The organism is Pararhodobacter sp. CCB-MM2, from assembly GCF_001691415.1.
Lineage (GTDB): Bacteria > Pseudomonadota > Alphaproteobacteria > Rhodobacterales > Rhodobacteraceae > Pararhodobacter.
In genome coordinates this window covers 40,189-65,827 of sequence record NZ_LRRR01000007.1, presented here as the reverse complement: position 1 = coordinate 65,827, position 25,639 = coordinate 40,189, and the positions used below count along the sequence as shown (strand labels likewise).

The following is a 25,639-nucleotide window of genomic DNA, read 5'->3' as shown; positions in this document are numbered from 1 at the left end:
GGATCAGCCCGCCGTATAGCCGCCATCGGCGTAGAGGATGTGGCCGGTGTAGAAATCCGACGCCTTCGACGACAGGAACAGGAGCGGCCCCGCCAGATCCTCGGGCTCGCCCAGACGCCCCTTCGGCACCCGCGCGAGGAAGCCCGCGCGCACGGTCTTGGCGTTGTCGTCCTCGCCGAACATCCATGCGGTCAGCGGCGAGCGGAAGACCGTCGGCGCGATGGCGTTGACGGTGATCCCGGTCGGCCCCAACTCGCAACCCAAGGCCTTGGTGATGCCATCGACCGCCGCTTTCGACGCGCAATAGGCGGTGTAGCCCGCCGGATGCCCGAGAAGCCCGCGGGCCGAGGACACCAGCACGATCTTGCCCCCCGTCTCCTGCGCCTTCATCTGCTTCGTTGCGGCGCGGGCCATCAGCCAGCTCTGCGTGACGTTGGCGTCCATCACCGACAGGAAGGTGTCGGGCGTCATCTCGTCGATCTTGGCGACCTTGTTCATGCCGGACGCGACCACTAGGATATCGCAGGCACCGAAGGCCTCAACGGCCGAGGCGATCAGTCCCTCACACGCCGCCTCACTATCGGGGCGGACATTCGCCTCATGCACCTCGGCACCGCCCGCGCGGCATTCCTCGGCGATCTCGTTCAGCGCGCTCGCGTTGCCCGCGGCCAGCACCAGACGGCAACCGGCACCGGCCAGCACCCGGGCCGCAACCATGCCGAAGGCGCCCGAGGCCCCGGTGATCACCGCGACCTTGCCCTTCACGTCGAACATCGACAGGGGATTCATCAGGCTCATGGCCTCACTCGCTTTTCGGCTTTGGCGGATAGGGGATGACGACCAGCATCTTGCAGACGTGGTTCGCGCGGTTCTCGATGCGGCGCACCTGTCCCGGCGGGATGGTGCAGCTGTCCATCGCCCGCAGGACCTCGGTGCGGCCGTCCCACTCGAGGGTCATCTCCCCCTCCAGCACGACATAGACCTTCTCAAAGGGCGTGGAATCCGGCCCCGCGCCGCCCCCCGGCAGGAATTGGCTGTAGCCGATCCACTGGTTGGTCGGCCCGCCCGCCTCGAAACCCTGCAGGCGCAGGCCCGAGACCCCCCAATGATTGGGCGCCTCATAGGGCTGGGCGTCCTGAAAACGCTTGATCAACATCGGCCAGACCTCCCCTTCCGGCTGTGCTTCACCTTGTCAGAAATACTCCGCGGGGGTCCGGGGGCGCGAAGCCCCCGGTTCCCAAGTCAGATCGCGTCGCCGCGCTCGATGCGGAAGTTCTGGCTCTTGTCGATCATCGCCACGAGGCGGACGATGCAGCCGTCACCGCGATCCCAGTTCCAGGGGAAGAAGGCGAAGGTGCAGCGTTTGCCGGTCACGGCATCCAGATCGCCGCCGACGTTCTCGATGCCCATGATCCCGTTCTTGAACAGGATGTTGTGCACCGGCTCCCACTCAGGGAAGGCGTCTTTCCAGTCCACGCCGCCGGACCATTCCTTGTACTCCTCGGCGAGGTGCGGCAGCAGCGGACCATTGCGCTGCGGGCCGATCGCGGTCGCCAGCGGGTGGTCGTTCGCTTGCGTGTCATGGCCCACGACCTTCACGCCCTTCTCGACCATCCATTCGCCGGCCGATTTCACGAAGCCCGGGCAATAGGCGAAGTAATCGCCGTCCTCGTATTGCTTGTGCCAGCCGGTGTTGATGATCAGCACGTCGCCCTTGCGGATCGACTTGCCGCAGGCCGCTTCCAGATCGTCATAGGTGATCGGCTCCCATTTCTTCTTCGGCATCGACACGACGATGCCCGAGCCGAAGAAATGCGGCAGCGGCACTTCGTCGATGAAGGGCGTGCCCTGCACCACATGCGCCGGCGCGTCGATATGAGTCGTCGCATGCATGGTCGTCGTGATACGCTGCGACAACACCCCCGACTTCGCCATGTAGTGGATACGCTCGATCTTCGTATCCTCGAAATACGGCCAGTTCGGGTTCTGGAAACCGAAGCGGTGGCTCAGGTTGTAGAATTCCAGACCCATGCTGTTGTCGAGGTTCCCCTCGAATTCGATGCCGCGGACCTTGACCATATCGGCTCCTCCCTTCCGATGCGTTTCCCCGATGCTGCACCGCAATATGGTGCGTTCGGTTCGCCAGACGGTACACACGCAAGTCGCGACTCGTCAACAAGATTCTGGGACACCTGTATCGCATTGCAGATCAGCCCTGTTCTGCTGTATTGCTATGCGGGCAAGGAACGGGAGGACGGCATGAGCGACAGCGATCAGGGACGATCGGGCATCCAGGTCATCGCGCGCGCCGCGGCGATCCTGCGCGTGCTGCGCGACAACACCGAGGGGATGAGCCTCGGCCAGATCGCCGAACGGGTCGATCTGCCTCGCTCTACGGTACAGCGCATCGTCGGCGCCCTGCAGGCCGAGCGGCTGGTGATCGCCACCTCGACCGGCGGCTCGATCCGTCTGGGGCCCGAGATCACCGCGCTGTCCGAAGCCACGCGCTATAACGTCGTCGAGGAATGCCGGCTGCACCTGTCCGAACTCTCGCGTCGTCTGGGCGAGACGGCGGATCTGTCGGTGCTGCGCGGCGCGGGGATGATCTTCCTCGATCAGGTGCCGGGCACGCATCGGCTGCGCACCATTTCGGCCGTGGGCGATGTCTTCCCGCTGACCACCAGCGCCAACGGTCGCGCTGCTCTGGCCCTGCTGCCCGATGCCGAGGCCCGCCCGCTGGTCGAGGCCGAATGGAAGCGCGCGCACCACAAGGCGGACTGGCCCGCCTTCGCGGCGCTGCTGGCCGAGATCCGGGCGCGCGGCATCGCCGAGGATGCCGACGAGCATACGATCGGGATCTCTGCCCTTGGCGGCGCGTTCCGGGATCGCAACGGCGAGATCCACGCGATTTCCGTGCCCGTGCCGACCCCGCGCTTCCTGTCGATGCGCGAAACGGTCGAGGTCGAACTGCGCGAGACGCTGGAGCTGGTCCGGCAGCATTTTTCGGCCTGAAACCAGGTGCTTGCCCTTATGTGCAGCAAATGATTTCTTGCTGCACTTGCGTCGATGTGCAGCAAGGATATACTTGCTGCACACAGCCGTGAGCCACCTATGACCCCGACCCCCGTCTCGCATTCCCGCATCGCGCAGGTGGCCTATGCCGACCTGCTGCGCCTGCATCTGGATGAACAGGCCTCGGCGCTTCTGGGCAGCCTCGAGGAACGGGCGCGCAACGGGCGGGTCTATCTCTATGACAAGTTCCGGCTCGGCACCGAGATGCGCAGCCGGTACCTCGGCGAGGCCACGCCCGAGCTGCGCGCCCGCCTTGCCCGTGCCGCCGAGATCCGCGCCGGGGCCGAGGAACGTCGCGCCGCGATGACCCGGCTGGCGCGCATCCTGCGGGCCGAGGGCTATGTCGCGACCGACCGGGATACCGGCTCGCTGCTTTATGCCTTTGCCCGCGCGGGGCTGTTCCGACTGGGCGGCACGCTGATCGGCACCGGCGCCTTCGCGCTGTATCAGGGCGAACTGGGTGTCCGCTTCGGCGCCGATGACCTCGCGCAGACCGGCGACATCGACTTCGCCAGTTTTGAACGTCTTTCCGTCGCTCTGGGCGACCGGGTCGAGGAAGATCCCGGCGACATCCTGCAGGCGCTGAAATTCGACCCAGTGCCGGGGTTGCAGGACCGGCAGGTCTGGAAATGGCGTCAGAACCGGGGCACGGCGATGGTCGAATTCCTCACGCCCGCCTTCGGTGACGAGCGGGTGAAGCCCCTGCCCGCCCTCGGCGTCAGCGCGCAGGCGTTGAACTATCTGAACTTCCTGCTGGCCGAACCGATCCATGCCGTGGCCCTCTACCGCTCGGGCGTGTTGGTGCAGATCCCGCGGCCCGAGCGTTACGCGATCCACAAGCTGATTGTGGCCGACCGGCGGATCGGCGGCCCCGACCAGCTGAAGGCAGAGAAGGACCGCGCGCAGGCGGCGCTGTTGATCCGCATTCTGGCGCAGGACCGGCCCGACGATCTGGCCGAGGCCCATGCCGACGCCCTTTCACGCGGACCGCGCTGGCGCGAGCGGATCGAGGCCAGCCTATCGCGGATGCCGGACAGCGCCGCCGAACTGGCCGCGCTGTCCTGACCCTTCAGGCCGGAACCGCCTCGGGCGCCGCGCGGCGGGCCAGCGTGAAGCAGGTGAAGGCCAGCGCCCCCAGCGCCAAGGCCGCGACACCCAGCGCGCCGAAGCCCAAGGATTGCCCCAGCGCCCCGCCGACTACCGGCCCCAAGGCCGAGCCGATCATCAGCATCGCCGGCGTAGCCGCCACCACCCGGCCCGAGCGGTCCATGCCCGCCAACAGCCCAAAGGCGAAGGGATGGGTGAAGATCTGCACCCCCACGAACACCGCCGTCACCCCGGCCCAGAGCGGGAAGGCGCCCGTCGTCGCCATCACCAGCGCCAACAGCGCCTGCACCACGGCGCCTGCGCGGATCACGGTGAAGGCGGGCAAGCGGTGTTCCAGCAGCGCAGCACCCGGTCCGGCCAGCAGGGCATTCACCAGCCCAAGTGCCAGTAGCGCGCCCAAGACGGCCTCATGCGCAAAGCCCCGCGCGGCGCCGATCACCTCGACGAAGGAAAAGATCATCGCTTGGTTGAAGGTCATCAGGCAGACCCCGGCGACCAGCAGCTTCACTGGCCGCGGCAGGGGACCGCCCACAGCAGCGGCCTGACCCGCGCCCGGATCGCGGAAGAACAAAAGCAACGCCAGTGCGGCGAGGGCCATGACCGCGGCATAGACCTGAAACAAGGCCTGCGGCCCCTGCGCCAGCATCAGCTGCGGCACCCCGCCGAGGAAGGCGATGGCGAAGAAGCCCAGCATGACGTTGGCCAGCGCGAAGTTGCGATGCGGCCTGGCGCTGCGCCCGATCGCGCCATGCACCATCGACAACCCGCTGCCGACCGCGACCCCTGCCAGCGCGTGACACAGCGCCAGCGGCACGAAGTCCGTCTGGGTCGTGGCCGCGAGAAACGCCAACGCCGCCACCGCAAACCCGCCCGAGGCCACGGCCCGCCCGTTCCCCCGGCCAAAGCGGCGGGCCAAGGTTACGCTGGCGGCCACCGCGCCCAGCAGGAACAGCGTCACCAACGCGCCCGCCTGCTGCGGTTGAAACCCGTAGCGGTCGACCAGCGCGCCGACCCAGACCGGTAGGGCCACAAGGTCCACCATGCCGACGACATGCCCCATCACCAGCGCGGCGAGGGCCAGCGCTCCCAATCTTCTGTCCATGATATCCTCCCTGTGCCGCACCGCCCTCCCCGGCGGTAACGCGGCGCTTCAGCCCAGATGATGCGCGAAGAACGCAGCCACCGTCTCGAAGATAAAACCCTCGCGCCGGATCGCCGCGGCGCCCGGACGGATCTCGGTCAGCGGCAGCGCGCCGCGGTCATCGAGATCCGTCCGGTTGAAGAAGCCGTGGCCCAGACCCTCTGCCTCGATCAGCATCACCTCGGCCCCTTTGCTGGCCAAGGCGTCGAACAGCATCCGGCTTTGCGCTGACGGAACGGCCGCGTCGCGGGTGCCGTGCATCAGCAGCATCGGCGGTGCCTCGGCGCGGGCGAAGCGGCGCGGATCGGCCTCGGCCGCCACATCCGCGCGGTCAGGCACCGGCCCGCCGAGGAACAGGCTCTCCAACGCCTCGGGGTCCGAGACCGGGCGGGGCGTCGGCAGATGCGCCGATTCCGGGTCGTCGCCCGGCTGGATCATCGGGTCGCGCTGGTCGTCCATCGCCAGAAAGGCCACCGGCGGATAGCCCGCGCAGATCGCCTGCGCCGGAGCGCCGGCGCCGTACTCTCCCTCTGGCGCCAATCCCGCCAGAGCCGCCAGATGCCCCCCGGCGGAGGAGCCCCACAGGCCAATGCGCCCCGCGTCGAAACCATAGCGCGCGGCCTCGGCCCGGACCCAATGCACGGCGTCCACGGTATCGAGGACCGGCGCCGGGAAGATCGCCTCGCCCGACAGGCGGTAGTCGATGGAGACCATCGCGAAGCCCTTCGCCGCGAAATGGCGCGACAGGTCCGGCCCCAGCCGCCGGTCGCCGAAGCGCCAGCCCCCGCCATGCAGGAAGATCAGCACCGGGAAGGGCCCCTCGCCCGCCGGCAGATGGACATCGGCCAGCCGGTCGATGCCCCCGGCGTGCGAATAGACCTGATCGGGAAGGACGCGCATCTGGCTCACGGCTTGCCCGCCCCCGGAGGCGCGCCGAGGGGGACGATGTCCAGCTCGCCCAACCGCGCCAACACCCGGTCGAAGCGGAAGGGCAGCGGCTGCTCGGGATAGACCGTCGCCTCGGCCGCATCGCCGAGGATCTCGAAGAAGGGCTCGAAGATGCCGGGCTTCAGCCAGCCCATCAGCCGCGTGTAGGGGCGCAGGAATTGGAAGGCATGCGGTGTGCCGCGCGGCACAAACAGGAAGTCGCCGGGCGCCAGTTCAAGGATCTCGTCCGCGGCCTTCATCCGCACCGCACCATCGACGCAGAAGAACATCTCGTCATGGCGCAGATGCTTGTGCGGGGGGATCATCGGACCTTCCGGGCCCTCGGTCAGCAGGGTGAAGAACTCGCCCCCGGTGTTGCGGTTGCGCGAGGTATAGGTGAACAGCTGCTCGCCGACGATGACATGATCGCCCTCGCCCGCGCGGATGACGAAGGGCTCGGTCCCCTCGGGCAGATCGCGCCGCCCTTGAGCCAGCGGCAGCCCCTTGGGCAGCGGCCCGAGGATCGTCGTGTCGCATCCCGGCACGGGGCCGGAGGCCAGATCGCGCCAGCTGCCGGGGGCCTTGTCCGGCTGGACATGGCCGTCGAACGGGCGGCCCAGCGTCGGGAACACCCCGCAAGCCGCGCCGCCGGTCTGGAACAGCATCGCCACATTGCGCAGGCGCTGCATCGACAGGCCCCAATCGGTCCCCGCCGGGATCGAAGCATAATCGCCGCGCACCAGTTCATACCGCTGACCATTCAGCGTCAGCGCCACCACACCGTCCAGAACATAGAGCCCGGCGTGTGCCTCGGCGTGGCGCAGCATCGGCAGGCCCGCCTCGGCCCCGCCGGTGAGCATGGTCAGCCCGAAGCTGCCGTCCGTCTCCGCCCCCGTGGCATAGGCCGAGGCCACCATGCCGCCCAACAGGTGCCGTGGCCCCTGCCCGTTGCGAATGCCATAGGCACCGGGCTGACCCGGCAGAATATTGAAGTCCATCGCTGGGAATCCCCCCGTCTACAGAGCCACCGCCCTCCCGGCAGCGGTCGTCTTGCCGGCATCATGCGCCCGGCGCAGTCACAAGGGAAATTGATTGTTCGGAAGGGCCCGCATCAGTCTGGTGAATGATCCAGCAACCCGGTCAACACTCCACGCAGCCATTCCAGCGTCGGATCGCCCTCGGCCAAACGGCGCCATTGCAGCACCATCTGCAACGGCGGCACCTCCAGCGGCAGGGGGTGCGAGACCAAGGGCAGCACCGCGCATTGCTCCGCGGCGAGGCTCGCGGGAACCGTACCCAGACGGTCGGTGCCGGTCACATGCCAGGCCACCATCGCCTGGCTGGAGACGGTGATCCCGGCGCGCAGGCGGCCATGGCCATGCTCGATGATCGCGCGGTCAACGGGCACCTTGCGGTCACCGCCCAGCTCGACCGTGACATGCTCGGCCGTGAGGTAAGCCGCCTGCGTCAACGGCCCCTCGGCATAGGCTCCCTCGCGACAGGCGAGGACGCGGAAGGGCTCGGTATAGAGCTGCGCCATCGGTTGGTCAGTGGCGGCATATTGGCGCGGGACCAGCAGCAGATCGGCCTCGCCCCGGTCCAGCGCGCGCCAGCTGTCATCCGAGAGGGGCCGCAGCGAGAGGGTGATCCCCGGTGCGTGGCGATGCAGGTGGCGACCCAGCCGCGCGATCACACCGATGGCGGCGGCATCGGCGGCATGCAAGGTGATGTTACGCGCCCGCTGTGCCGGGTCGAAGGGCGCCGGAGTAAAGACGCTGGCCTCGATCCGGTCGAGCAGCTCGCGCACCTCGCCGCGCAGGGATTGGGCGCGGGCGGTCATCACCATCTCGCGCCCGGCCCGGACCAGCAGCGGGTCGTCGAAATGGCGGCGCAGACGGGCCAGAGCATTCGACATAGCCGCTTGCGACAGGTTCATCTGCTGCGCGGCGGCGGTGACGCTGCGGCTGTCCAACAGCGCATCCAGTGCCACCAGCAGGTTCAGGTCGAGCTGTCGAAACCGCATGTCATCCCCCGGCGCGTCCCCCTTGAGGGATAGTCGTGGCGTCGGTCTGCCGCAACCGCCCGAGCGCAAAGGCAAAGGGGGCCGGACCCCTCGGTCCAGCCCCCTTCCCGTGTTCGTACAGCGACGATCAGCCCGTCAGGCCAGCCTCGTCCTTTTCCACCAGCAGGCGGAAGGGCTGCGTCTCGCCCTTCTTCGACTCGCCCAGATAGAGGGTCTGGTGCGGGAAGGGGATCTCGATGCCACGGGCGTCGAAGATCTCTTTCAGCACGCCGTTATAGGCCCGGCCCACGCCCCATTGCGTCCCCGGCACGCATTTGATGCGCGCGCGGCAGACGATGGCGCTGTCGCCGAAGCTGTTGATCCCGAACCATTCCAGATCGCCAAGGATGTTGCCCCGGTGATCCGCATCGCGGCGCAGCTCTTCGAAGCCGTCGAGCATGGCTTGCTTCACCTCGGCGATATTCTCGCGGTAGGCGACGCCCATGTCGCAGACGAAATAGCCGAAATCGCGCATGAAGTTCGTCACCATGTCGACCGACGAGAAGGGGATCACATGGAACGCCCCGGTCACGTCGCGCAGGCTGACCGAGCGGATGGTCAGACGCTCGACGACGCCGGTGGTGCCGCTGACGGTCACCACGTCGCCCACGTTCATCGCGTTCTCGAACTGGATGAAAATGCCGGTAATGATGTCCTGCACCATCTTCTGCGCACCGAAACCGATGGCCAGACCCAGCACCCCGGCTGAAGCCAGCAGCGGTGCGATGTCGAGGCCCACTTCGGACAGCACGAACATCAGCGTGATGATGATCAGCGCGATGGTCGCCGCGTTGCGCAGCAGCGTCAGCAAGGTGCGTTCGCGGGCCGTGGCAACCGTGCCGAATTCGGGGTTCAGGCGGTAATCCACCCACGAGGTCAGCGCGACCCAGACCACGAAGGACACCAGCAGCACCGCCGCGACCGAGAACAGCGTGCTGGTCAGTCGCAGGCCGATCTGGCTGGCCAACCAACCGCGCAGGTCGATCAGGCTGATGGCATTCAGTGCGAAGGCCACCACCAGCACGAAGATCACCATCCGCAGCACGAACAATGCCTTGGGCACGAAGGTGTTCAGGCGCTTTTCCAGCAGCGGCAGACGCGCGGTGACGTTGTCCGGCAGTTGCACGCCGCGCACCATGGCGCGGGTCAGGACGCCCGACAGCATCAGGCCGATCAGCACCGCCAGCAGCATCTGCCCCGAGTTCGCCATGGCGCGGAAGGCCGCGTTGCCGGGCTGCGACAGCACGATCACCGTCATCGAGAACAGGTACAGCATCGCCGGCCAGTGCCAGTTGCGCGCAAGGAAGGCGAGCGGGCCGCGCTTCTTCTCGGGCCCCTCGACCACTGCCGGGCCGGCCGCGATCCGCGCGGCTTCCTGCTCGGCGGCGGCTTCGCGGGCGGCGCGCTCATCGGCAGCGGCCTGTTCGGCCACCAACGCCTGCTCCTCGGCCGCTTCCTCGGCGGCGGTATCGCTCATGGTGAACTCGTTGGGCGCACCGCCGGCTTCTGCCTGACGCTCGGCCAAGGCACGGGCCGCTTCCTGCGCGGCGGCGGCTTGGGCGGCCTCTTCCTCGGCGGCTTCGCGCTCTGCCTGAGCGGCCATCTCCTGCGTGCGCTGGTAGTCGGCCTCGCTCTGACCACCGCGCTCCAGCCATTCGGCGACCGGCTTGCGGTTGCGCAGCACCAGCCAGAAGGCGAGCCCCATCACCAACAGGGCGATCAGGACCGACACGGCACTGCCCGCCGCATACGAGACATTCTGGTTGATGATCGGCACCACCAGCAGCTGCCCATAGCCGATGAGACCGACCATCAGGTTCAGCCGTGCCGTCGTGTAGCGCGCGGCATCGTCCGACATCCGGATCAGCCGCAGGCTGGGGGTCGAGGGCGACAGCACCATGCGCACCACGACCTTGGCCAGCTCCACCAGCAGGAAAGCGTTCAGATACAGCGTCTGACGGATGCCGATCGTGCCGACCTGCCCGATGAACAGCGTGGCGATCAGATAGCCGACGGCCCAGGCGATGATGACGATGAAGGCATCAATCAGCGCCGAGCCGAGGAACAGCGCCACGGTGCGGATGAAGCCGCTCTCCGCCGCCTTCGCGCCCATACGCGCGTAGATCGTCTTGCCGATCCGGCGCAGCACGAGGAACACGGCCACGGTGCTGACGATGATCAGCGCCAGTTCCTGCAAGGCGGTCCAAAGCACCCCGGCTTCGCGCCCGCTGAGGCCGTCGAGGGCGTCTTGCGTGCGGGTCAGCTGGGTCCAGAGGGTCGCCGCGCGGGTCGAGATATCCTCGACCGCCTGCTGGGTGATCAGCGCGACGCGGCGGCTGAACGACAGGCTTTCCGGCGGCACGGCATTGTCACCGGCGAGGGTTTCGACAACCTGATCGGCCGGCGTCTGTGCCGCGGCACCTTGCGCGGCGCGCAACTCGTCGATGAGGGCGGCGCGGGCCTGATCGTCCTCAATGACGTTCAGCAGCAGATCGAGGCTGCTCGGCGCGGCCGTTTCCGTGGCCGGCGTCGCATCAGTCTCGCTGGTGGTCGAGGAGGAGGGCAGCAGGCCGGTCTGCGCCTGAAGGCTCGCGGGGGGCAGGACGCCAAGCGACGCCAGGGCAAGGATCAGCATCAGGGCGATCCGGGTGCGTAGGAAGGTCATGTCACCACGTTCGTTTCCAAAATCCGTTGGGCGGGGCGAGCATGGGAACGGGACGCCACCCGACGGCGACGTCCCGGATTCATGCTGGCCAAGGGGTTGGCGTCACACGCGCAGGCCCCGGCCACCTTCGGCTGACATAGCGCATCCGTCCCCGGCTGCCACCGTTTTCGCCCCTCGATCGGCAGAAAGCCGGCGTCAGGCTTCCAGCGTGGTGGTGAAATCGCCGCGCAAGGCGACTTCCAGCAGCTCCAGATCCTCGGACGCGGCCTCGTAGCGGACCTTCATGCCGGGCGGGATGACGAAGGCATCGCCCGCCTCCAGATCGCGCGGCGCCTCACCCTCGGCCTCCAGCCGCATCGTGCCGTCCATGACGAAGGTGAAATGGATGTCGGCGTCATGCGCATGAGCCACCGGCTGCCCCTCGCCCTTGCGGATGACCTGAATGCCGGCGACGCCCTTGGTGCCCGTGCTCATGCCGGTGTCGCGGGCGGTGAAGCCCGGCACGCGGAACGGCGCCCAATGGGCCTTGTCCTTCTGGTGATGGACGAATTTCTGCCCGTCCCATTCGCGGTCGGGATCGCCCTTGCCGTTGGGCAGGGTCATCGCATGGTCGATCGTCGTCACATGCTCGGCCGGCACGCCGATCTCGATCACCTCGATATTGGGCGAGGCATGGACGACGCGGTGGCGGATGCCCGGCGGCTGGTTGACGCAATCGCCCGCATGCAGGCGGATCATCTCGCCCTGATCCTCGTAGAGGACATCGACCCAGCCGCGATAGCAGAAGATCAGCTGGAAGCCGACCGTGTGGTAATGGACCATGTCCGGCACCGGCCCGCCGTCCGGGATGCGGATGTGGCTGGCGATGACCGAGCCGCCCAAACGGGTCGGGATCAGGTCGCGGTAATGCATCCCCGCCCGACCGATCACCCAAGGCGCGCCGTCGCGCAGGCGGCGGACGGTGTAGCTGTGTTCGGTGGTGAAGGTCTCGACCTGCGGGGTCAGGGGGACGACCTCGACCTGCGTGCCATTGGGCGCGGTCAGGTGGCGCTGGCCGCCGGCGAAGCTGCCCGGATCATCGGTCAGGATGCGGATCAGGCCCGGCGAGGTCTGTGCGCCCTTCTCGACGCGGACCCGCAGCCCGTGGCCTGAGAAACTGGCCACCGCCGGGCTGTCGGCGGGATAGATATTCTCCAGCCGCATGCCGAGGGTCTTGGTGAAGAAGGGAATGTCGTCGCGCAGCTCCTGCGTCGGCAGGACCATCTCGGCGAGGATCTTTGGCTCGGTCATGGAATGTCTCGATACAACAGGGATGAAGGGTCAGGCTTGCGGCACCAAGGCCAGCGCGCGGATGGGCGAGCCCGTGCCGTTCTGGATCTTCAACGGCGTGGCGATCAGGATCGCGCCCTTGGGCGGCAATTGGTCAAGGTTGCACAGGCTGGCGAGGCCGAAGCAATTGTCGCGGTGCAGGAAGTTATGCGCGGGATAGGGCGGGCTGAACTTGCCGGCCATGCCCGCGTCGGTGCCCACGCATTGCGTACCCCAGCCGACGATGCCCTTGGACAACAGGTAATCCATGCAATCGGTCGAGGGCCCCGGCGAATGCGAGCCGTCCTCAAGCGGGTCGGGATCCTCGTTGAGGAACAGCTCCACATCATGGCTGCGCTTGTCCCAATCGGTACGCATGACGACCCATTCGCCCGGCCCGATCTCGCCATGTTGAGCCTCCCATTCCTTGACCCGCTGCGCGGTCAGCAGGAAATCGGGATCGGCCTGGGCCTCGGCGGTGCAGTCGATCACGTTGACCGGGGCCATCAGGCGTTGGACGTCCAGCGTATCGGTAAAGCCGTCGGGAAAATCCTTGCCGCTGAGCCAATGATGTGGCGCGTCGAAATGGGTGCCGGAATGCTCGCCTAGCTCCATCCAGTTCCACGCCCAATAGGGCCCGTCGATGTCGTATTCGCTGATCTTGTGGATCTTCACCTGCGGCGTGTTCTTCGCCACATCTTTCGGCAGACGCAGAAGCGGCGTGTCCGGCCCCAGCACGGCGGTGCAATCGACGATGCGCACCGCGCCCGTCAGCAGCGCCTGCCCGAGGTTCCCCAGAAGCGTTCCGTCCATCGCCTGCCCCTTTCGTTCCAGATTGACCCCCTGCCCCGCGAAGCGCGCCTTGCGGCGGTTCATCGTGGCCCGGGTGATATCGAACACCGTTTCAATCGCGCTGTCTTCCGTCACGATGCCCGGCGACAGGCGCAGGATCGTATTTCGGAAATCCACGGAATAGCCTTCGACCCCCAGCGCGCCGACGATGGCGGCGGCCTCGGCCTTGGACGGCATCCGCAGCATCACCGCGCCGCCGCGCCGATCGACCTCGCGCGGGGAAAGGAGCGGCAGACCGAGGTCATCGGCATGGGTGATGATCTGATCGACCATCGCCCGGTTGCGCGCGGCGATCTGTGCCTGATCCTGCGCCGTGAACCAGCGCAAGGCGGGCAACGAGGCGATCGCCGCCACCGATCCCGGCGTGCCGCTGTCGAAGCGACGCACATCGGGGGCGTATTCGAACTTGTCGAGATCCCACGAGAACGGGTTGTTCTGGCTGAACCATCCCCGCGCCTCGGGCTGCAACTCGGCGACGATGCCCTTATCGACGTATAGAATGCCCGCGCCCGGCGTGCCGCAGAGCCATTTCAGGCTGGTCGAGATGACGAAATCCACCCGCGGTTCCGTCACGTCGAAGGGCAGAAGCCCCGCGGCCTGCGTGATGTCGGCGACCATCAGGCTGCCCATCGCCCGCCCATGCGCCACCAGCGCCGGGTAATCCATCCTGGCCGAGGCGGTCGAAGTCACCCAGGTCAGCAGGGACAGCGCCACGTCGCGGTCCCAATGGGCGAGGAAATCCTCGGTCTCGACCCAGGCCTTGCCGTCGGACAGGGGCACCGTGACCAGCGTGAAGCCGATCTTCGGCGCGAGCCCCGCCAGCATGAAATGCAACGACGGGAAGCAATCGGCGCCGACGAGAATCTTGCGCCCTTTCAGCCAGCCCTCGGGCAGCGCGCGCACCAGCTTGTGCAGTGCCTCGGTGACGTTGTCGACATGGGTGACCGAGCCCTTCGGCGCGTTGATCAGCCGGCCCCAGGCCTCGCAGAAATCCTGCCGCTTGCGCAGGACATAGCCCCATTGCTTGTCATCGGGGGCGGCCCAGACGGAGGAAAACTCGGCCATCGCCTGCGCCATATCTTCCTCCTTGCCGGGATAGAGCCCGATGGAGTGATATAGGAAATAGCCGGCGGCCTTGGTATTGCGGGTCATGCCCTGTCCTTCTCGTTGCGCGGCCCCGATCGGGGCGAGGCGCCAGAGGGGGTGCCGGGGCTTCCTTCCCTGCGGCGACTCCCTTGTGGTCTGACCATGAGGCTAGAAAACTGTATTCTTTTGTCAACGGATAATCTTTCAAACTCAAAGGATTTTTACGGCAATGGCTTGATTGCTGGCGCGAAATGCACGATCTTCGACCAAAGCCATAGATCAACAGTATACTTCTAAGCGCCCGATCTGACCGCAGAAAGCCTCTGAATGTCCCGCACCAGCCACCGTCAACGCATCCACGACACCATCCGCGCGCGCATCCTCAGCGCCGAGATCGGACCCGAGGACCGGCTGGTCGATACCGTCATCGCCGCCGAGATGGGCGTCTCGCGCATGCCAGTGCGCGAGGCGCTGATGCAGCTGGTGAGCGAGGGCTACCTCGAGGGCACCTCACGCGGGTTTTCGCTGCCCAGCCTCTCGCATGAGCGGGTGCTGGACATCTATCTCTTGCGCCGCCTCCTCGAACCCCATGCCGCCGCCAGCGCCGCGCAGGCCCGCAGCGAGGAGGCACTGGCGCAGATGCAGGAGGCCGTCGCCGCCTCGGCCTCGACGCTGGAGAACGGCGAGTTCGAGCCTTTCCTCCGCGCCTCGGAACTCTACCGCAACCTCTGGCTCGGCGAGGTCCCGAACCCCGAGCTGCGCGCGGCGATCCATCGGCTGTCGGGTCAGGTGCAGACCGTCCGGCTGATGACGATGCGCGACCCGGCCGCCCATCGCGCTGTGATCGCCGGCCAGAAGGCGCTGCTGGACGCGATCACCCGCAAGGATGCGCTGGAGGCCGCGAACTGCACCCTGCGCTATGTCTTTGCGGGCGAAGCCAGCTACCGCGCGCAGAACATCGACAAGGCTTAAGCCGCGCCCAGATCCCAGAAGATCCCCGCCATCAGCGCCAGCCCCTCGCGCACGATCGAGATCGGCAGGTGTTCATCCGCGCCATGCTGACGACAGCCGGGATAGGAATGCGGCACCCAGATCGTCGGCAGGCCCAGCACATCGGTGAACAGCGCGTTCGGCAAGGAACCCCCGAGGTTCGGCAGGATCACCGGCGCCCGTCCCGCCGTCTGCTGCATCGAGGCGGCGACGAACCGCACCCAGGGCCCGTCCAGATCGGAACGGCTCGCCGGGAAACCCGGCGTGTCATCCATTACCACGCGCACGCGGCCATGGCCGGCGGCATCGAGCGCCTCTTGGATCGCGGGCTTCACGCGGGACTGATCGACACCGACCGGATGGCGCAATTGCAGCCGCGCGCGGGCCTTGGGCGGGATGGCATAGAGCGGGTTCGGGATATTGCCGACCTCGATCTCCATCACCTCCAGCGTCGACCAGGCATAGACGCGTTCCGGCTGCGTGAGACCCGGCGCGCCCCACCACGGATCCAGATCGGGATCGCCCGGCGCGGTCTCGATGACGAAATCCTTCAATGCCGCCCGCACGTTATCGGGGATCACGCCGGGCGTCAGCTCGGGCACCAGACACTCGCCCTTGGGCCCGATCAGCGCGGTGATGGCATGGGCCAGCTCCACGCCGGGGTTGGCCAGAAGCCCGCCCCAATTGCCGGAATGGTGGTAGCCTTCGCGCGCGGTCAGCTCGATATGGATGTCGATCCCGCCGCGCGAGCCGAGGAAGATCGTCGGGTCCTTCAGCGTCATGCGCGGCCCGTCCGAGGCGATCAGCAGATCGGCGGAAAGCTCGTCCCGATAGGTCTCGCAGATTGCGTCCAAGGCGGGCGAGCCGGATTCCTCGCCCATCTCCACGAGGTACTTCAGGTTGAAGCCCAGCGACCCGCGCAATGCCAGCACCGCCTCCAGCGCGGCGAGGTTGACCGAATGCTGGCCCTTGTTGTCCGCCGTGCCGCGCCCGTACCAACGGCCGTCGCGCTCGGTCATCTCGAAGGGCGAAAGGCCGGGCGACCATTGCTCGGGGATGCCGGTGACCACGTCGCCATGGGCGTACATCAAGACGGTCGGGCGCGCGGGGTCTTCGATCCGCCCGGCCAGCAGGAAGGGGCCCGGAGCCCTGTCATGCGGCAGCAGACGGCAGGTGAAGCCCAGCTTTTCATAGAGCGGGATCATCTCGGTGGTCTGATAGGCCTCCAGCTCCGCCTTGCGGGCCGGGTTGCGCGATTCCGTCGGCATCGCCACACGGCGACGCAGATCCGCCTCGAACCGGCCGGTTTCCAGATGCGACAGGGCGGCGGCGATGGCTTGGTCGCGGGTGGGCTCAAGCATGGGCAGTCTCACGTTCGGTCAGATGGCAGGCCGCGCCGCCGGTGACGACGTTGACGGCCTCGGGCACGCGGCTGCGGCAGGCGTCGAAGGCCAGCGGGCAGCGCGGATGGAAGGTGCAGCCGGGCGCGGGATGCAGCGGATCGGGGAAGCCCGCCCCCAGCGCGAGGTCCGGCACCCCCTGCCCCGGCGCGACGGTCAGGACGGACTCCAGCAATGCGCGGGTATAGGGGTGCTGCGGCGCGTCGAAGATGCGGTCGGTCGCGTTCATCTCGACGACACGGCCGAGGTACATCACCGCCACCCGGTCGGCGATGTGTTCGACGACCGAGAGGTTGTGCGAGATGAAGACATAAGTGAGGTTGAACTCGGCCTTCAGCTCCATCAGCAGGTTCAGGATCTGGCTCTGGACCGAGGCATCCAGCGCCGAGGTCGGCTCGTCGCAGATCACCACCTCGGGCCGCATCACCAAGGCACGGGCGATCGCCACCCGCTGCCGCTGACCGCCCGACAGCTCCTTCGGATAGCGGTCGGCAAAGCGCGCGGGCAGGCCTACCCGGTCCATCATCGCACGGGCGGCCTTGTCCTGCTCGGCCCGCGAGCCGATGCCGTGGACGCGCAGCGGCACGCTGACAATATCGAGGATCGTCTTGCGCGGATTGAGCGACGAGAACGGGTCCTGAAACACCGGCTGCACCCGGCGGGCAAAGGCCGCGCGGCTGGTCTGCGACACCGGCTTGCCGTCAAAGATCACCTCGCCGTCCGAGGGCGGCAGCAGGTTCAGCAGCATCTGCGCCAGCGTGGACTTGCCGCAGCCGGATTCGCCGACGATGCCCAGCGTCTCGCCGCGATGGACCCGCAGATCGACGCCGTTGACCGCGTTGAGCGTGGCCTTGGGTTTGAACACCCCTTGGCTCACCTGAAAGCGGCGGCGCAGGGCGACGGTCTCAAGGATCGGTTGGCTCATGCCGAGGCCTCCACCGGAGAGGTTTCGTGGATGCAGACCCAGCTGTGGCTGCCCGCCCTGCGCTTCGGGATCGCGCCGTCACAGAGGGGCGTGGCCACGGCGCAGCGGGTGCGGAAGGCGCAGCCCCGGACCTCGCCGACCATGGCCGGGACAACACCGGGGATCGTGCCCAGCATCGCCCCGCGCTCGGTCTTGCCGGGCTGCGGGATGCAGTCGATCAGCGCGCGGGTATAGGGGTGGCGGGGTTTGTCGAAGATCTCGGCCGCCGTGCCCTCTTCGACGCGGGTGCCCGCGTACATCACCACCACCCGGTCGGCGATCCGCGACACGAGGCCCAGATCATGGGTGATGAAGATGATGGCAATCCCCAGCCGCTTCTGCAGATCGCGGAGCAGTCGCAGGATCTGCGCCTGAATGGTCACATCGAGCGCGGTCGTCGGCTCGTCGGCAATCAGCAGCTTGGGCGAGGTCATCAGCGCCATGGCGATCATCACCCGCTGGCGCAGGCCACCTGACAGCTGGTGCGGATATTGACCCAGCCGCTTCTCCGGCGAGGCGATGCCGACCTCGGCCAGCATCTCGATCGCGCGGGCGCGGGCCACGCCGGCACTGGCGCCGGTGTGGTGGATGTAGGCTTCGGTCATCTGATCGCCGATCGGAAAGGCCGGGTTCAGCGCCGTCATCGGCTCCTGAAAGATCATCGCCATCTGGTTGCCCCGGACGGCACGGATGCCGGCGGCGCGGGTCAGATCCGTCTCGCCCATCGTCAGCCGGTCGACCGAGCGTCGGGCGATGCGCGGCAGCAGGTCCATGATCGCCAGCGACGTCATCGACTTGCCGCAACCGGATTCGCCGACGATGCACAGGGTCTCGCCCTCGGCCACGCTGAACGACAATCCCCGCACGGCATGCAGCGCCTTGGCGCCCCGGCCGAAATCGACGCTCAGATTGTCCACGGTCAGAAGCGTCATGCTCAGCCCCTCCGCTCGGGCGAGACGAGGTCGCGCAGACCGTCCCCCGCCATGTTGATGGCAAAGACCAGCAGCGCCAGTGCCAGCCCCGGAATGGCGATCAGCCAGAACGAGAAGAACATGTAGGCCTTGGCCTCCGAGATCATCAGCCCCCAGCTGGGCGTCGGCGGCTGCACCCCGAGCCCGAGGAACGACAGCGCCGCTTCCATCAGGATCGCCGAGGCGATCTCGATCGTGGCGATGACGATGAGCTGCGGGATCAGGTTCGGCAGCACTTCGCGAGTGAGGATGTAGAAGGTCGAAGCCCCCGCCGCCTGCGCCGAGAGCACATAATCCAGCCGCGCGATCTGCGAGGTCGTGGCCCGGATCACCACGGCGAAACGGTCCCATTTCAACAGGCCCAGCACGATGACGACGATGGTGATCGAGCCGCCGAACACCGCGACCACGGCCAGCGCCACCAGGATCACCGGCAGCGACAAGCGGATCGTGGTGACGAAGGTCACGAACATGTCGATCCGGCCGCCGAAATAGCCGCCCAACAGGCCCAGCACCGTGCCGATCACCCCGGCGATGGCGACGGCGGCAAATCCGATGAACAGCGAGATCCGCGCGCCGTAGATCAGCCGCGACAGGTAATCCCGCCCCAGCTGATCGGTGCCGAGGATATGCTCCCAGGTCCCGTTCTCGTACCAGACGGGCGGGATCGTGCGGGCGGTGATGTTCTGCGTCAGCGGGTCATGCGGCGCGATCAGCGGTGCGAAGATCGCCATCAGCACCATCACGAGGACAATGCCTCCGCCCAGCAGAAGCGAGGGATGCTCCTTCAGGCGGGTCCAGGAATAGCGGCCGGGCGCGGCGGGAGGGGCGAGGTCGGTCATGGGATCTCCTCAGCTCACCCGCAGCCGCGGGTCGAGCCAGGCATTGACGAGGTCGGCCACGAGGGTGAGGACGACATAGACGACGGCGAGCAGCAGCACGACGGCCTGCAGCACCGGGAAGTCGCGATAGCCGATCGATTGGTAGGCAAGGTAGCCCAGGCCATCGAGGGCGAAGATGCTCTCGATCACCACCGAGCCGCCGATGAGCAGCCCCAGCTGCACCGCGACGAGGCCGACGACCGGCACCAGCGCATTGCGCAGCGCGTGTTTCAGCACGACGCGGCTTGCCGGCAGCCCCTTGGCGCGGGCGGTGCGGACGTAATCATTGCCGAGCGCGTCGATCATGCCCGCGCGCACCAGCCGCATGAAGGGCGGCGTGATGTAATAGCCCAGGGTCAGCGCGGGCAGCACGAAATGCCGCCACGTCGCATCGCCCGAGGCCGGCAGCCAGCGCAGCTTGATCGCGAACAGCATGACCATGCAGAGCGCGAGGAAGAAGGACGGCAGCGCCTGTCCCAGCAAGGAGATCGTGGCGCAAAGCCGGTCGATCCAGGTGCCGGAATAGACCGCGGCCAAGACGCCCAGCGGGATCGACAGCGCCAGCGCGATGGCCAGTGACAGCATCGCCAGAATGACGGTGTTGCCGACCTTCGAGGCAATCAGCTCGGCCACCGGGGTGCGGAAGAAATACGAGGTGCCGAAATCCCCCTGCAGCACATCGCCCAGCCACGACAGGTATTGCAGCACGATGGGCCGGTCGAGGCCGTAGGTCTGGATGATCAACGCGATATCCTCGGCCCGGGCACCCTCGCCCGCCAAAGCGGTGGCGGCATTGCCCTGCAGGCGCAGCAGCGAGAAGGCGAGGATCGAGGCGAAGAGCGCAACCAGAACCGAGAGGCCGAGGCGTTTCGCAAGATAGATGAGCATGGGGGCTCCGTCACAGGAGGGGGCGGGCCGGCCCGTGAGCCGGCCCGCAAAGTCAGGCGGTTACTGCCAGCTGTATTCCCAGAAGCGCAGGATTTCGTCTGGATAGGTCTGGTAGCTCAGACCCTCGGCGCCGGCGTAGTAGATCGGCAGCGAGAACATCGGCACGGCATAGGCCTGCTCCGAGATCCGGGCCAGCGCCTGCTGGAACAGCGCGGCGCGCTCCTCGGCATCGACGGTCTGCGCGGTCTGATCAAGGATCGCCATCAGCTCGGGGTCGTTGTTGTTGTCGTCGGGCTGGCCACCGTAATACACCGGGGTCGACGCCGAGAGATCGTAGATCGAATACGAGCCCCAAGCCATCTGCACCAATTCGGTCGTATGGGCGCGCATCCCGTCCCGCAGCGCGGCCGGCTGCATGTAGTTCAGCGTCACCGTCACGCCGACTTCGTTCAGGTAGTTGATGATCGCTTCCGACAGGTTGCGATCCCGGTAGGCAGCGAGCTCGATGGTCAGCCCGTCGGCATAGCCCGCCTCGGCCAGCAATTCGCGGGCGCGCTCGGGGTTGTAGGGATAGGCGGTAATGCCTTCCTCGGTGCAGCCGAACTGGTCGATGAAGCACACGGCGTTGATGGGGGTCGAGCCCTCGCCCACGAGGTTCGTCGAGATCGCTTCCTTGTCGATGGCGAAGTTGAGAGCCTGACGGACGCGGACATCGCGAAGCGCTTCGTTCGGGCTGGTCTCGGTGGTGTTGATCTGCAGGAAGACGATGCGCATCGTCTCGCCGCTTTCCACATGGACCATCGGCAGGGTGCCCAGCTGGTCGGCCTGATCGCGCGGCAGACCCATCAGGAAGTCCAGCTCGCCCGAGAGCATGCCGGCCACCTGCGTCTGGATATCGGGGATCGTGCGGATGGTCACACGGTCCAGCGACGCGGCCCCTTTGGCGTCCGTCGCGGTGTAGTCGGCAAAGCGCGACAGGACGATAACACCGCCCGGACTGTATTCAGTATACTGAAACGGGCCTGTTCCGACCGGCAGCGCGGCGGCGGATTCGCCGGCCGGGCCGGTGAAATACTCGGCCGGGAAGATCGCCAGCTGGGTCGACAGGAACTCCATCGCCGAGGGGGCCGGGCCGTTGGTGTGGATGCGGATCGTGTGCTCGCCGGTCTTCTCGACCGAGGCAATCCACGAGGCCACCTGCTGCGACACGATGCGGTTGTCGGGGTTCGACACATAGGTCAGCGTGGCGACCACGTCATCGGCCTCGAAGCTGGTGCCGTCATGGAAGGTCACCCCCTCGCGCAGCGTCATTTCCAGCGTTGTATCGTCGATCCAGGTCCATTCTGTGGCCAAAAGCGGCGCAAACTCGCCGGTATCGAGGTCGCGCGTGACCAGCGTATCCCAGACGTTGCGACCCAGGATCACGCCCAGACGCAGGGTCGTGTAATAGGGGTTCGGGTTCTCGAGCGCCTGGCCATAGGCGAAACGGACGGCGTTGTCGGCCTGCTGGCCGAGGGCCGGAAACGCCGTCAACAAGCCGAGGCTGGCGGCGATCAGGCTGCGGGAAAAGGTCATCAGGGTCTCCATGGCTGGACTGGGTTCGGTAGGCCGGAGTCGTGGTGCCGGAATCCGTGAGATCGAGCTAAGACGAAGCCGAAATTCGACACAACTGTATTCTTTAAGCTTGAAGCGTCATAAAACAAGTAAAAGTTTTTGCCCAAATTGCAGGCGAAATGCGCCCAAAGTCGCCCATTAGTTCACCTCGGGCGCCGCTTTCCGCCCCGATTTTCGACCATCCGGATGAGTTTCAATCGAAACTGAATACGGAAAAGGGCCCCGCGATCATCGCGGAGCCCTTCGATTCGAGGCGGGAGCAACCTCGATCCCGGCCCGCTAGGGGCCCGGTGGCGCGTCTTGGCGCCTTAGTGCATCTGAGAGGTCACGTCGGTGTACAGACGCTCGGCGATCGTCTCACGGTCGCCGCCGGCCTCGTCGACGATGCCTTCCCATTTCGCCAGCAGCTCCATGTAGCGGTCGAACAGGGCCTCGGCATTCTCGATCCCACGCTGCTCGGCCATCGCCAGAATGCGCGTGCGCTCCTCGGCCGAGAAGGCGGCGAAGGCGCTGCTCAGATCCTCGGCCGGATCGACGAGGGTGACGTCATGCTCGCCGGCTTCGGCCAGCGCCTGTTCGTCCTCGGCGGCGAATTCCAGCGCCACGTCAACGGCGGCATAGGCACCCTCGCGGTAGAGAACCTGCTGCTGTTCCGGGGTCAGCTCGGCCCAGGTGTCGGCGTTCATGTTGATCGGGATGCCGCCGGCGAAGGTGCCGATGCCCATGGTGCTGACATGGGTGACGACGTCATAGAGCGACATCTGGATCAGCCAAGCGGGGCTGCCGGCGACGCAATCGAGCTGCCCGCGCTCCAGCCCCTCATAGGCCTCGGGCACGGTCATGTTGACGGCGACACCGCCCGCGGCATCGACCCAGCTGGCCCAACTGCCGATGGTCCGCACGCGCAAACCCTGCATGTCCGCCGCCGATTCCAGCGGGCGGTTGCACATCATCTCGTAGGGCGGGGTCGCGTGATAGGCGATCGGGACGATGTTCTGCTCGGCCATCTCGGCCATGCAGGCGTCGCAGTTGAGGAAGATCATCTCGTTATAGGCGCCCGCGCCGACCAGCGCGTCCCTCACGAGGATCGAGGCTTCGGACAACCACGCCGCCGTGCGCAGCTCGCCGGGGTGATAGCTGGTGGCCAGCAGACCCATGTCCGCCACGCCATCGCGGATCGCCGGCAGGGTGGTCCGGCCGCCCGCGACGGTGCCGTCGGTGAAGACGTTGAAGGTCAGCGCACCGTCGGTCTCGGCGGTGACGCGCTCGAAGAACGGGGTCAGCACGCGGGTGTGCAGGGTGCTGGAGCCCGGGAACCAGCTGGAATAGCTGATCTCGGTCTGGGCTGCGGCGAGTTGCGGCAGCAGGCTCAGCGCCAGAACGCCAGCGGTCGTCTTGATGATCGTCGTCATGGTTTCCTCCCTAAGACATGATCGAAGTGATGGGGCGGCGCGGTTGCGCCTTTCTCATTGCATGGACATCGGGATCCACAGGCTGATCTGCGGAAAGGCCACCAGCAGGCCGACGATCAGCACCTCGGCCGCAAGGAACCACACCAGCCCCTTGAAGATCGTCCCCAGCGTCACCGCGTTGCCGATCACGCCCCGCACAACGAAGGCATTGAGGCCCACAGGCGGCGTGATCAGGCTGATCTCGATCATCTTCACCACCAGCACGCCGATCCAGATCAGGTCCAGCTCGGCCGCCTCGAAGAAGGGCAGGAAGATCGGGATCGTCAGCAGCAGCAGGCCCATCGGATCGAGGAACATCCCCAGCACCAGATAGCCCCCGGCGATCACCGCCAGCAGCAGCATCGGGTCATAGGCGAAGTTCTCGGCCAGCTGGCTCATGAACTGGGGCACGCCCGCGAAGGTCAGGAAGCGCGAGAACAGCGTGGCGCCGATGGCGATGAAGAAGATCGAACCCGTCGAGCGCAGGGTATCGTTGATGCTGTCGGCCAGAACGCGCAGGCTCATCCCGCCCCGCGCCGCGGCGATCACCATCGAGGCGAAGGCGCCGAACCCGGCGGCCTCGGTCGCGGTGGCAAGGCCCGAATACATCGAGCCGATCACCGCAAGGATCAGCAGCGGCAGCGGCGCGATATCCTTCAGCGCGGCCAGCCGGTCGGCCCATGTGACCTGTTCGTCGATGGCCGGGGCCAGACGCGGGTTCAGCCAGCAGCGGATGATGATCATCGCGCCATAGACGAAGGCGGTCAGCAGGCCGGGCAGGATACCGGCCATCAGCAGCAGGCCGATGGATTGGCCGGTGAACATGCCATAGAGCACGAACAGGATGCTCGGCGGGATCATCGTGCCGATGGTCCCCGAGGCCGCGACGACCGCCGTGGCGAGACCCGGGTCATAGCGGTAGCGCAGCATCTCGGGCACGGCCAGCCGGGCCATCGCCGCCGCCGTCGCAAGGCTGGAACCCGACGCGGCCGAAAAGCCGGCGGAGGCATAGTTCGTCGCCACAGCAAGACCGCCCGGCAGGCGGCTCAGCCACAGGCGCGCGCAGTCGAACAGACCTTTGGTCAGGCCCGAGCGGAAGGCGACCGCCCCCATCAGCAGGAACATCGGGATGGCCGATAGCTCCCATTTCGCGACGAATTCGAAGACCATGGTCTTGGCCACACCGATCGTCGCGCGCTCGCCCATGATGGCATAGATCCCGCCCAGCGAGACGCCGCCCAGCACGACGCCGATGGGCACGCGGAAGGCCAGCAGCGCCAAGAGGACGCCCATGGCCGCGAAGCCGATTTCCAGATTGCTCATGACGGGTCGACTTTCTTGCCGCGCAGATAGGCGATGGCATGGCCCAACGAGGCCAGCACGATGAACGAGAGGGCGGCGAAGGCGACCCAGCGGCTGGGCCAGGTGGGCATGTCGAAGCCATGCACCGGCACCATCTCGCCGTAGCGGGTCGAGGATTTGGCCTCCAGCCACGCGCCATAGGCGATGACCGCCGCATAAGCCGCAGTCAGCAGGGCGGCGAGGCCATCGACGACCATCAGCGCGCGCGGCGACATCCAGTTGAGAAAGATCTCGACGATCACCTGCTCATTGACCAGCACCACCATCGCCAGCCCGGCGAAGACCGCGCAGACCATGTAGTAGAAGGACACGAATTCGATGGTGCCGGGGATGGTGTAGCTGAAGGCCGAGCGCAGCAGCATCTCGGCGGTGATATGCAGCATCATCACGATCAGCGCCGCGCCGCCGCAGAAGGTCAGCAACCGGCCCAGCCAGTCCCTTGCGCGCTTCATTGCGCCGCCCCGTTTTCGGGTTCGCGGTGTTGCATGTCTGTCCCCTCCCCGCGCCGACGGAATGCTCCCGCGGCCCGCTTGTCCTTGCGTCGGCCAAACGCCTCCGGACGTCGCCAGCGGGGCGACGGCATGGGGCCTTCGGTCGATCGGTATCCTCCCGTTCCGGCGGCCGCAGCGGACTGCTCCCGAGCCGGATCTAGGACAACGTAGCAAAAGCATCGGGACCGATCAACATTTTTAGGGCGATGCACTATTTTTTGGAATCTTGGATTTATGTTCATATTTTCAATGCGTTGACGAACTGCCGGCATTGGCGCCCCCCAAGGCCATTGCGATTTCCTTCCGCAACGCCCCGCCGTCCCGCAGGGATTCGCCGTCACTCCCGCTTGCGCGAGCGCGCGGCAATTTCTACAACCGCTGAAAATCTCGGACAGAGAGCGAGGCCG

22 protein-coding genes are annotated in these 25,639 nt (G+C 66.7%); 3 read left to right on the top strand and 19 right to left on the bottom strand.

Annotated features, from left to right (window positions below):
• Positions 1–3: 3 nt before the first annotated feature.
• The 3 genes from BCY78_RS09750 to BCY78_RS09740 all read right to left on the bottom strand — a co-directional run bounded on the left by BCY78_RS09750 (position 4) and on the right by BCY78_RS09740 (position 2,079).
• Positions 4–798, bottom strand: a complete 795-nt coding sequence (locus BCY78_RS09750) for an SDR family NAD(P)-dependent oxidoreductase (protein ID WP_068300816.1) — start codon at positions 796–798, stop codon at positions 4–6.
• A 4-nt stretch (positions 799–802) separates the two neighbouring features.
• Positions 803–1,156 (bottom strand): cupin domain-containing protein, encoded by a 354-nt coding sequence (locus BCY78_RS09745; protein ID WP_068300814.1) that lies wholly within the window; start codon positions 1,154–1,156, stop codon positions 803–805.
• A gap of 86 nt (positions 1,157–1,242) precedes the next feature.
• The gene (locus BCY78_RS09740; RefSeq protein WP_068300812.1) at positions 1,243–2,079 is read right to left on the bottom strand and encodes a cyclase family protein; all 837 of its coding nucleotides are present in this window, start codon (positions 2,077–2,079) and stop codon (positions 1,243–1,245) included.
• Between the two features lie 180 nt (positions 2,080–2,259).
• Here BCY78_RS09740 and BCY78_RS09735 point away from each other — a divergent pair, with 180 nt between their 5' ends.
• Both BCY78_RS09735 and BCY78_RS09730 read left to right on the top strand, forming a co-directional pair.
• Entirely contained in the window at positions 2,260–3,012 is a 753-nt protein-coding gene (locus BCY78_RS09735) for an IclR family transcriptional regulator (protein WP_068301040.1), read from the top strand.
• 99 nt (positions 3,013–3,111) lie between these two features.
• A complete protein-coding gene (locus BCY78_RS09730) occupies positions 3,112–4,137 on the top strand; it encodes a GSU2403 family nucleotidyltransferase fold protein (protein WP_068300811.1) in 1,026 nt (341 codons plus the stop codon).
• Between the two features lie 4 nt (positions 4,138–4,141).
• Here the strand turns inward: BCY78_RS09730 and BCY78_RS09725 are convergent, their stop codons facing one another.
• From BCY78_RS09725 to BCY78_RS26305, 7 genes are all read right to left on the bottom strand, one after another.
• Positions 4,142–5,281 carry an MFS transporter gene (locus BCY78_RS09725; protein WP_068300810.1) on the bottom strand — a complete coding sequence of 380 codons (1,140 nt, stop codon included), beginning with the start codon at positions 5,279–5,281 and terminating at the stop codon, positions 4,142–4,144.
• 48 nt (positions 5,282–5,329) lie between these two features.
• Positions 5,330–6,220, bottom strand: a complete 891-nt coding sequence (locus tag BCY78_RS09720) for an alpha/beta hydrolase (protein ID WP_068300808.1) — start codon at positions 6,218–6,220, stop codon at positions 5,330–5,332.
• A 5-nt stretch (positions 6,221–6,225) separates the two neighbouring features.
• Positions 6,226–7,245, bottom strand: coding sequence for a cupin domain-containing protein (locus BCY78_RS09715; protein WP_068300805.1), 1,020 nt, complete (start codon positions 7,243–7,245; stop codon positions 6,226–6,228).
• A gap of 113 nt (positions 7,246–7,358) precedes the next feature.
• Complete coding sequence (locus BCY78_RS09710; protein WP_068300804.1) at positions 7,359–8,270, bottom strand: LysR family transcriptional regulator; 912 nt, start codon at positions 8,268–8,270, stop codon at positions 7,359–7,361.
• 127 nt (positions 8,271–8,397) lie between these two features.
• Positions 8,398–10,974: a mechanosensitive ion channel domain-containing protein gene (locus BCY78_RS09705; RefSeq protein ID WP_068300802.1), complete on the bottom strand. Its 2,577-nt coding sequence runs from the start codon at positions 10,972–10,974 to the stop codon at positions 8,398–8,400.
• A 195-nt stretch (positions 10,975–11,169) separates the two neighbouring features.
• Complete coding sequence (locus BCY78_RS09700; RefSeq protein ID WP_068300801.1) at positions 11,170–12,264, bottom strand: cupin domain-containing protein; 1,095 nt, start codon at positions 12,262–12,264, stop codon at positions 11,170–11,172.
• Between the two features lie 30 nt (positions 12,265–12,294).
• Positions 12,295–14,286 carry an aminotransferase class V-fold PLP-dependent enzyme gene (locus BCY78_RS26305; RefSeq protein ID WP_369808699.1) on the bottom strand — a complete coding sequence of 664 codons (1,992 nt, stop codon included), beginning with the start codon at positions 14,284–14,286 and terminating at the stop codon, positions 12,295–12,297.
• Between the two features lie 261 nt (positions 14,287–14,547).
• Between BCY78_RS26305 and BCY78_RS09690 the strand changes: the two genes are divergently transcribed.
• On the top strand, positions 14,548–15,192 hold the full coding sequence (locus tag BCY78_RS09690) for a GntR family transcriptional regulator (protein ID WP_068300800.1): 645 nt from the start codon (positions 14,548–14,550) through the stop codon (positions 15,190–15,192).
• On the opposite strand, the gene BCY78_RS09685 is transcribed toward BCY78_RS09690, so the two are convergent.
• The 9 genes from BCY78_RS09685 to BCY78_RS09645 form a co-directional block, all read right to left on the bottom strand.
• Complete coding sequence (locus tag BCY78_RS09685) at positions 15,189–16,571, bottom strand: M20/M25/M40 family metallo-hydrolase (protein WP_068300798.1); 1,383 nt, start codon at positions 16,569–16,571, stop codon at positions 15,189–15,191. The two genes, BCY78_RS09690 and BCY78_RS09685, sit on opposite strands and share 4 nt — an antisense overlap.
• Positions 16,564–17,535, bottom strand: coding sequence for an ABC transporter ATP-binding protein (locus BCY78_RS09680; protein WP_068300796.1), 972 nt, complete (start codon positions 17,533–17,535; stop codon positions 16,564–16,566). The genes BCY78_RS09685 and BCY78_RS09680 overlap by 8 nt, the downstream gene beginning before the upstream one ends.
• Positions 17,532–18,512: an ABC transporter ATP-binding protein gene (locus tag BCY78_RS09675; RefSeq protein WP_068301034.1), complete on the bottom strand. Its 981-nt coding sequence runs from the start codon at positions 18,510–18,512 to the stop codon at positions 17,532–17,534. Before BCY78_RS09675 ends, BCY78_RS09680 begins: the two co-directional genes overlap by 4 nt.
• Positions 18,509–19,387 carry an ABC transporter permease gene (locus tag BCY78_RS09670; protein ID WP_068300795.1) on the bottom strand — a complete coding sequence of 293 codons (879 nt, stop codon included), beginning with the start codon at positions 19,385–19,387 and terminating at the stop codon, positions 18,509–18,511. Before BCY78_RS09670 ends, BCY78_RS09675 begins: the two co-directional genes overlap by 4 nt.
• A 9-nt stretch (positions 19,388–19,396) precedes the next feature.
• Positions 19,397–20,314, bottom strand: coding sequence for an ABC transporter permease (locus BCY78_RS09665; RefSeq protein WP_068300793.1), 918 nt, complete (start codon positions 20,312–20,314; stop codon positions 19,397–19,399).
• A 60-nt stretch (positions 20,315–20,374) separates the two neighbouring features.
• Positions 20,375–21,889 carry an ABC transporter substrate-binding protein gene (locus tag BCY78_RS09660; protein ID WP_158515913.1) on the bottom strand — a complete coding sequence of 505 codons (1,515 nt, stop codon included), beginning with the start codon at positions 21,887–21,889 and terminating at the stop codon, positions 20,375–20,377.
• Between the two features lie 347 nt (positions 21,890–22,236).
• Positions 22,237–23,340 carry a C4-dicarboxylate TRAP transporter substrate-binding protein gene (locus tag BCY78_RS09655; RefSeq protein ID WP_068300790.1) on the bottom strand — a complete coding sequence of 368 codons (1,104 nt, stop codon included), beginning with the start codon at positions 23,338–23,340 and terminating at the stop codon, positions 22,237–22,239.
• 54 nt (positions 23,341–23,394) lie between these two features.
• A complete protein-coding gene (locus BCY78_RS09650) occupies positions 23,395–24,702 on the bottom strand; it encodes a TRAP transporter large permease (RefSeq protein ID WP_068300788.1) in 1,308 nt (435 codons plus the stop codon).
• Positions 24,699–25,193: a TRAP transporter small permease gene (locus BCY78_RS09645; protein ID WP_068300786.1), complete on the bottom strand. Its 495-nt coding sequence runs from the start codon at positions 25,191–25,193 to the stop codon at positions 24,699–24,701. Before BCY78_RS09645 ends, BCY78_RS09650 begins: the two co-directional genes overlap by 4 nt.
• Positions 25,194–25,639 lie beyond the last annotated feature (446 nt).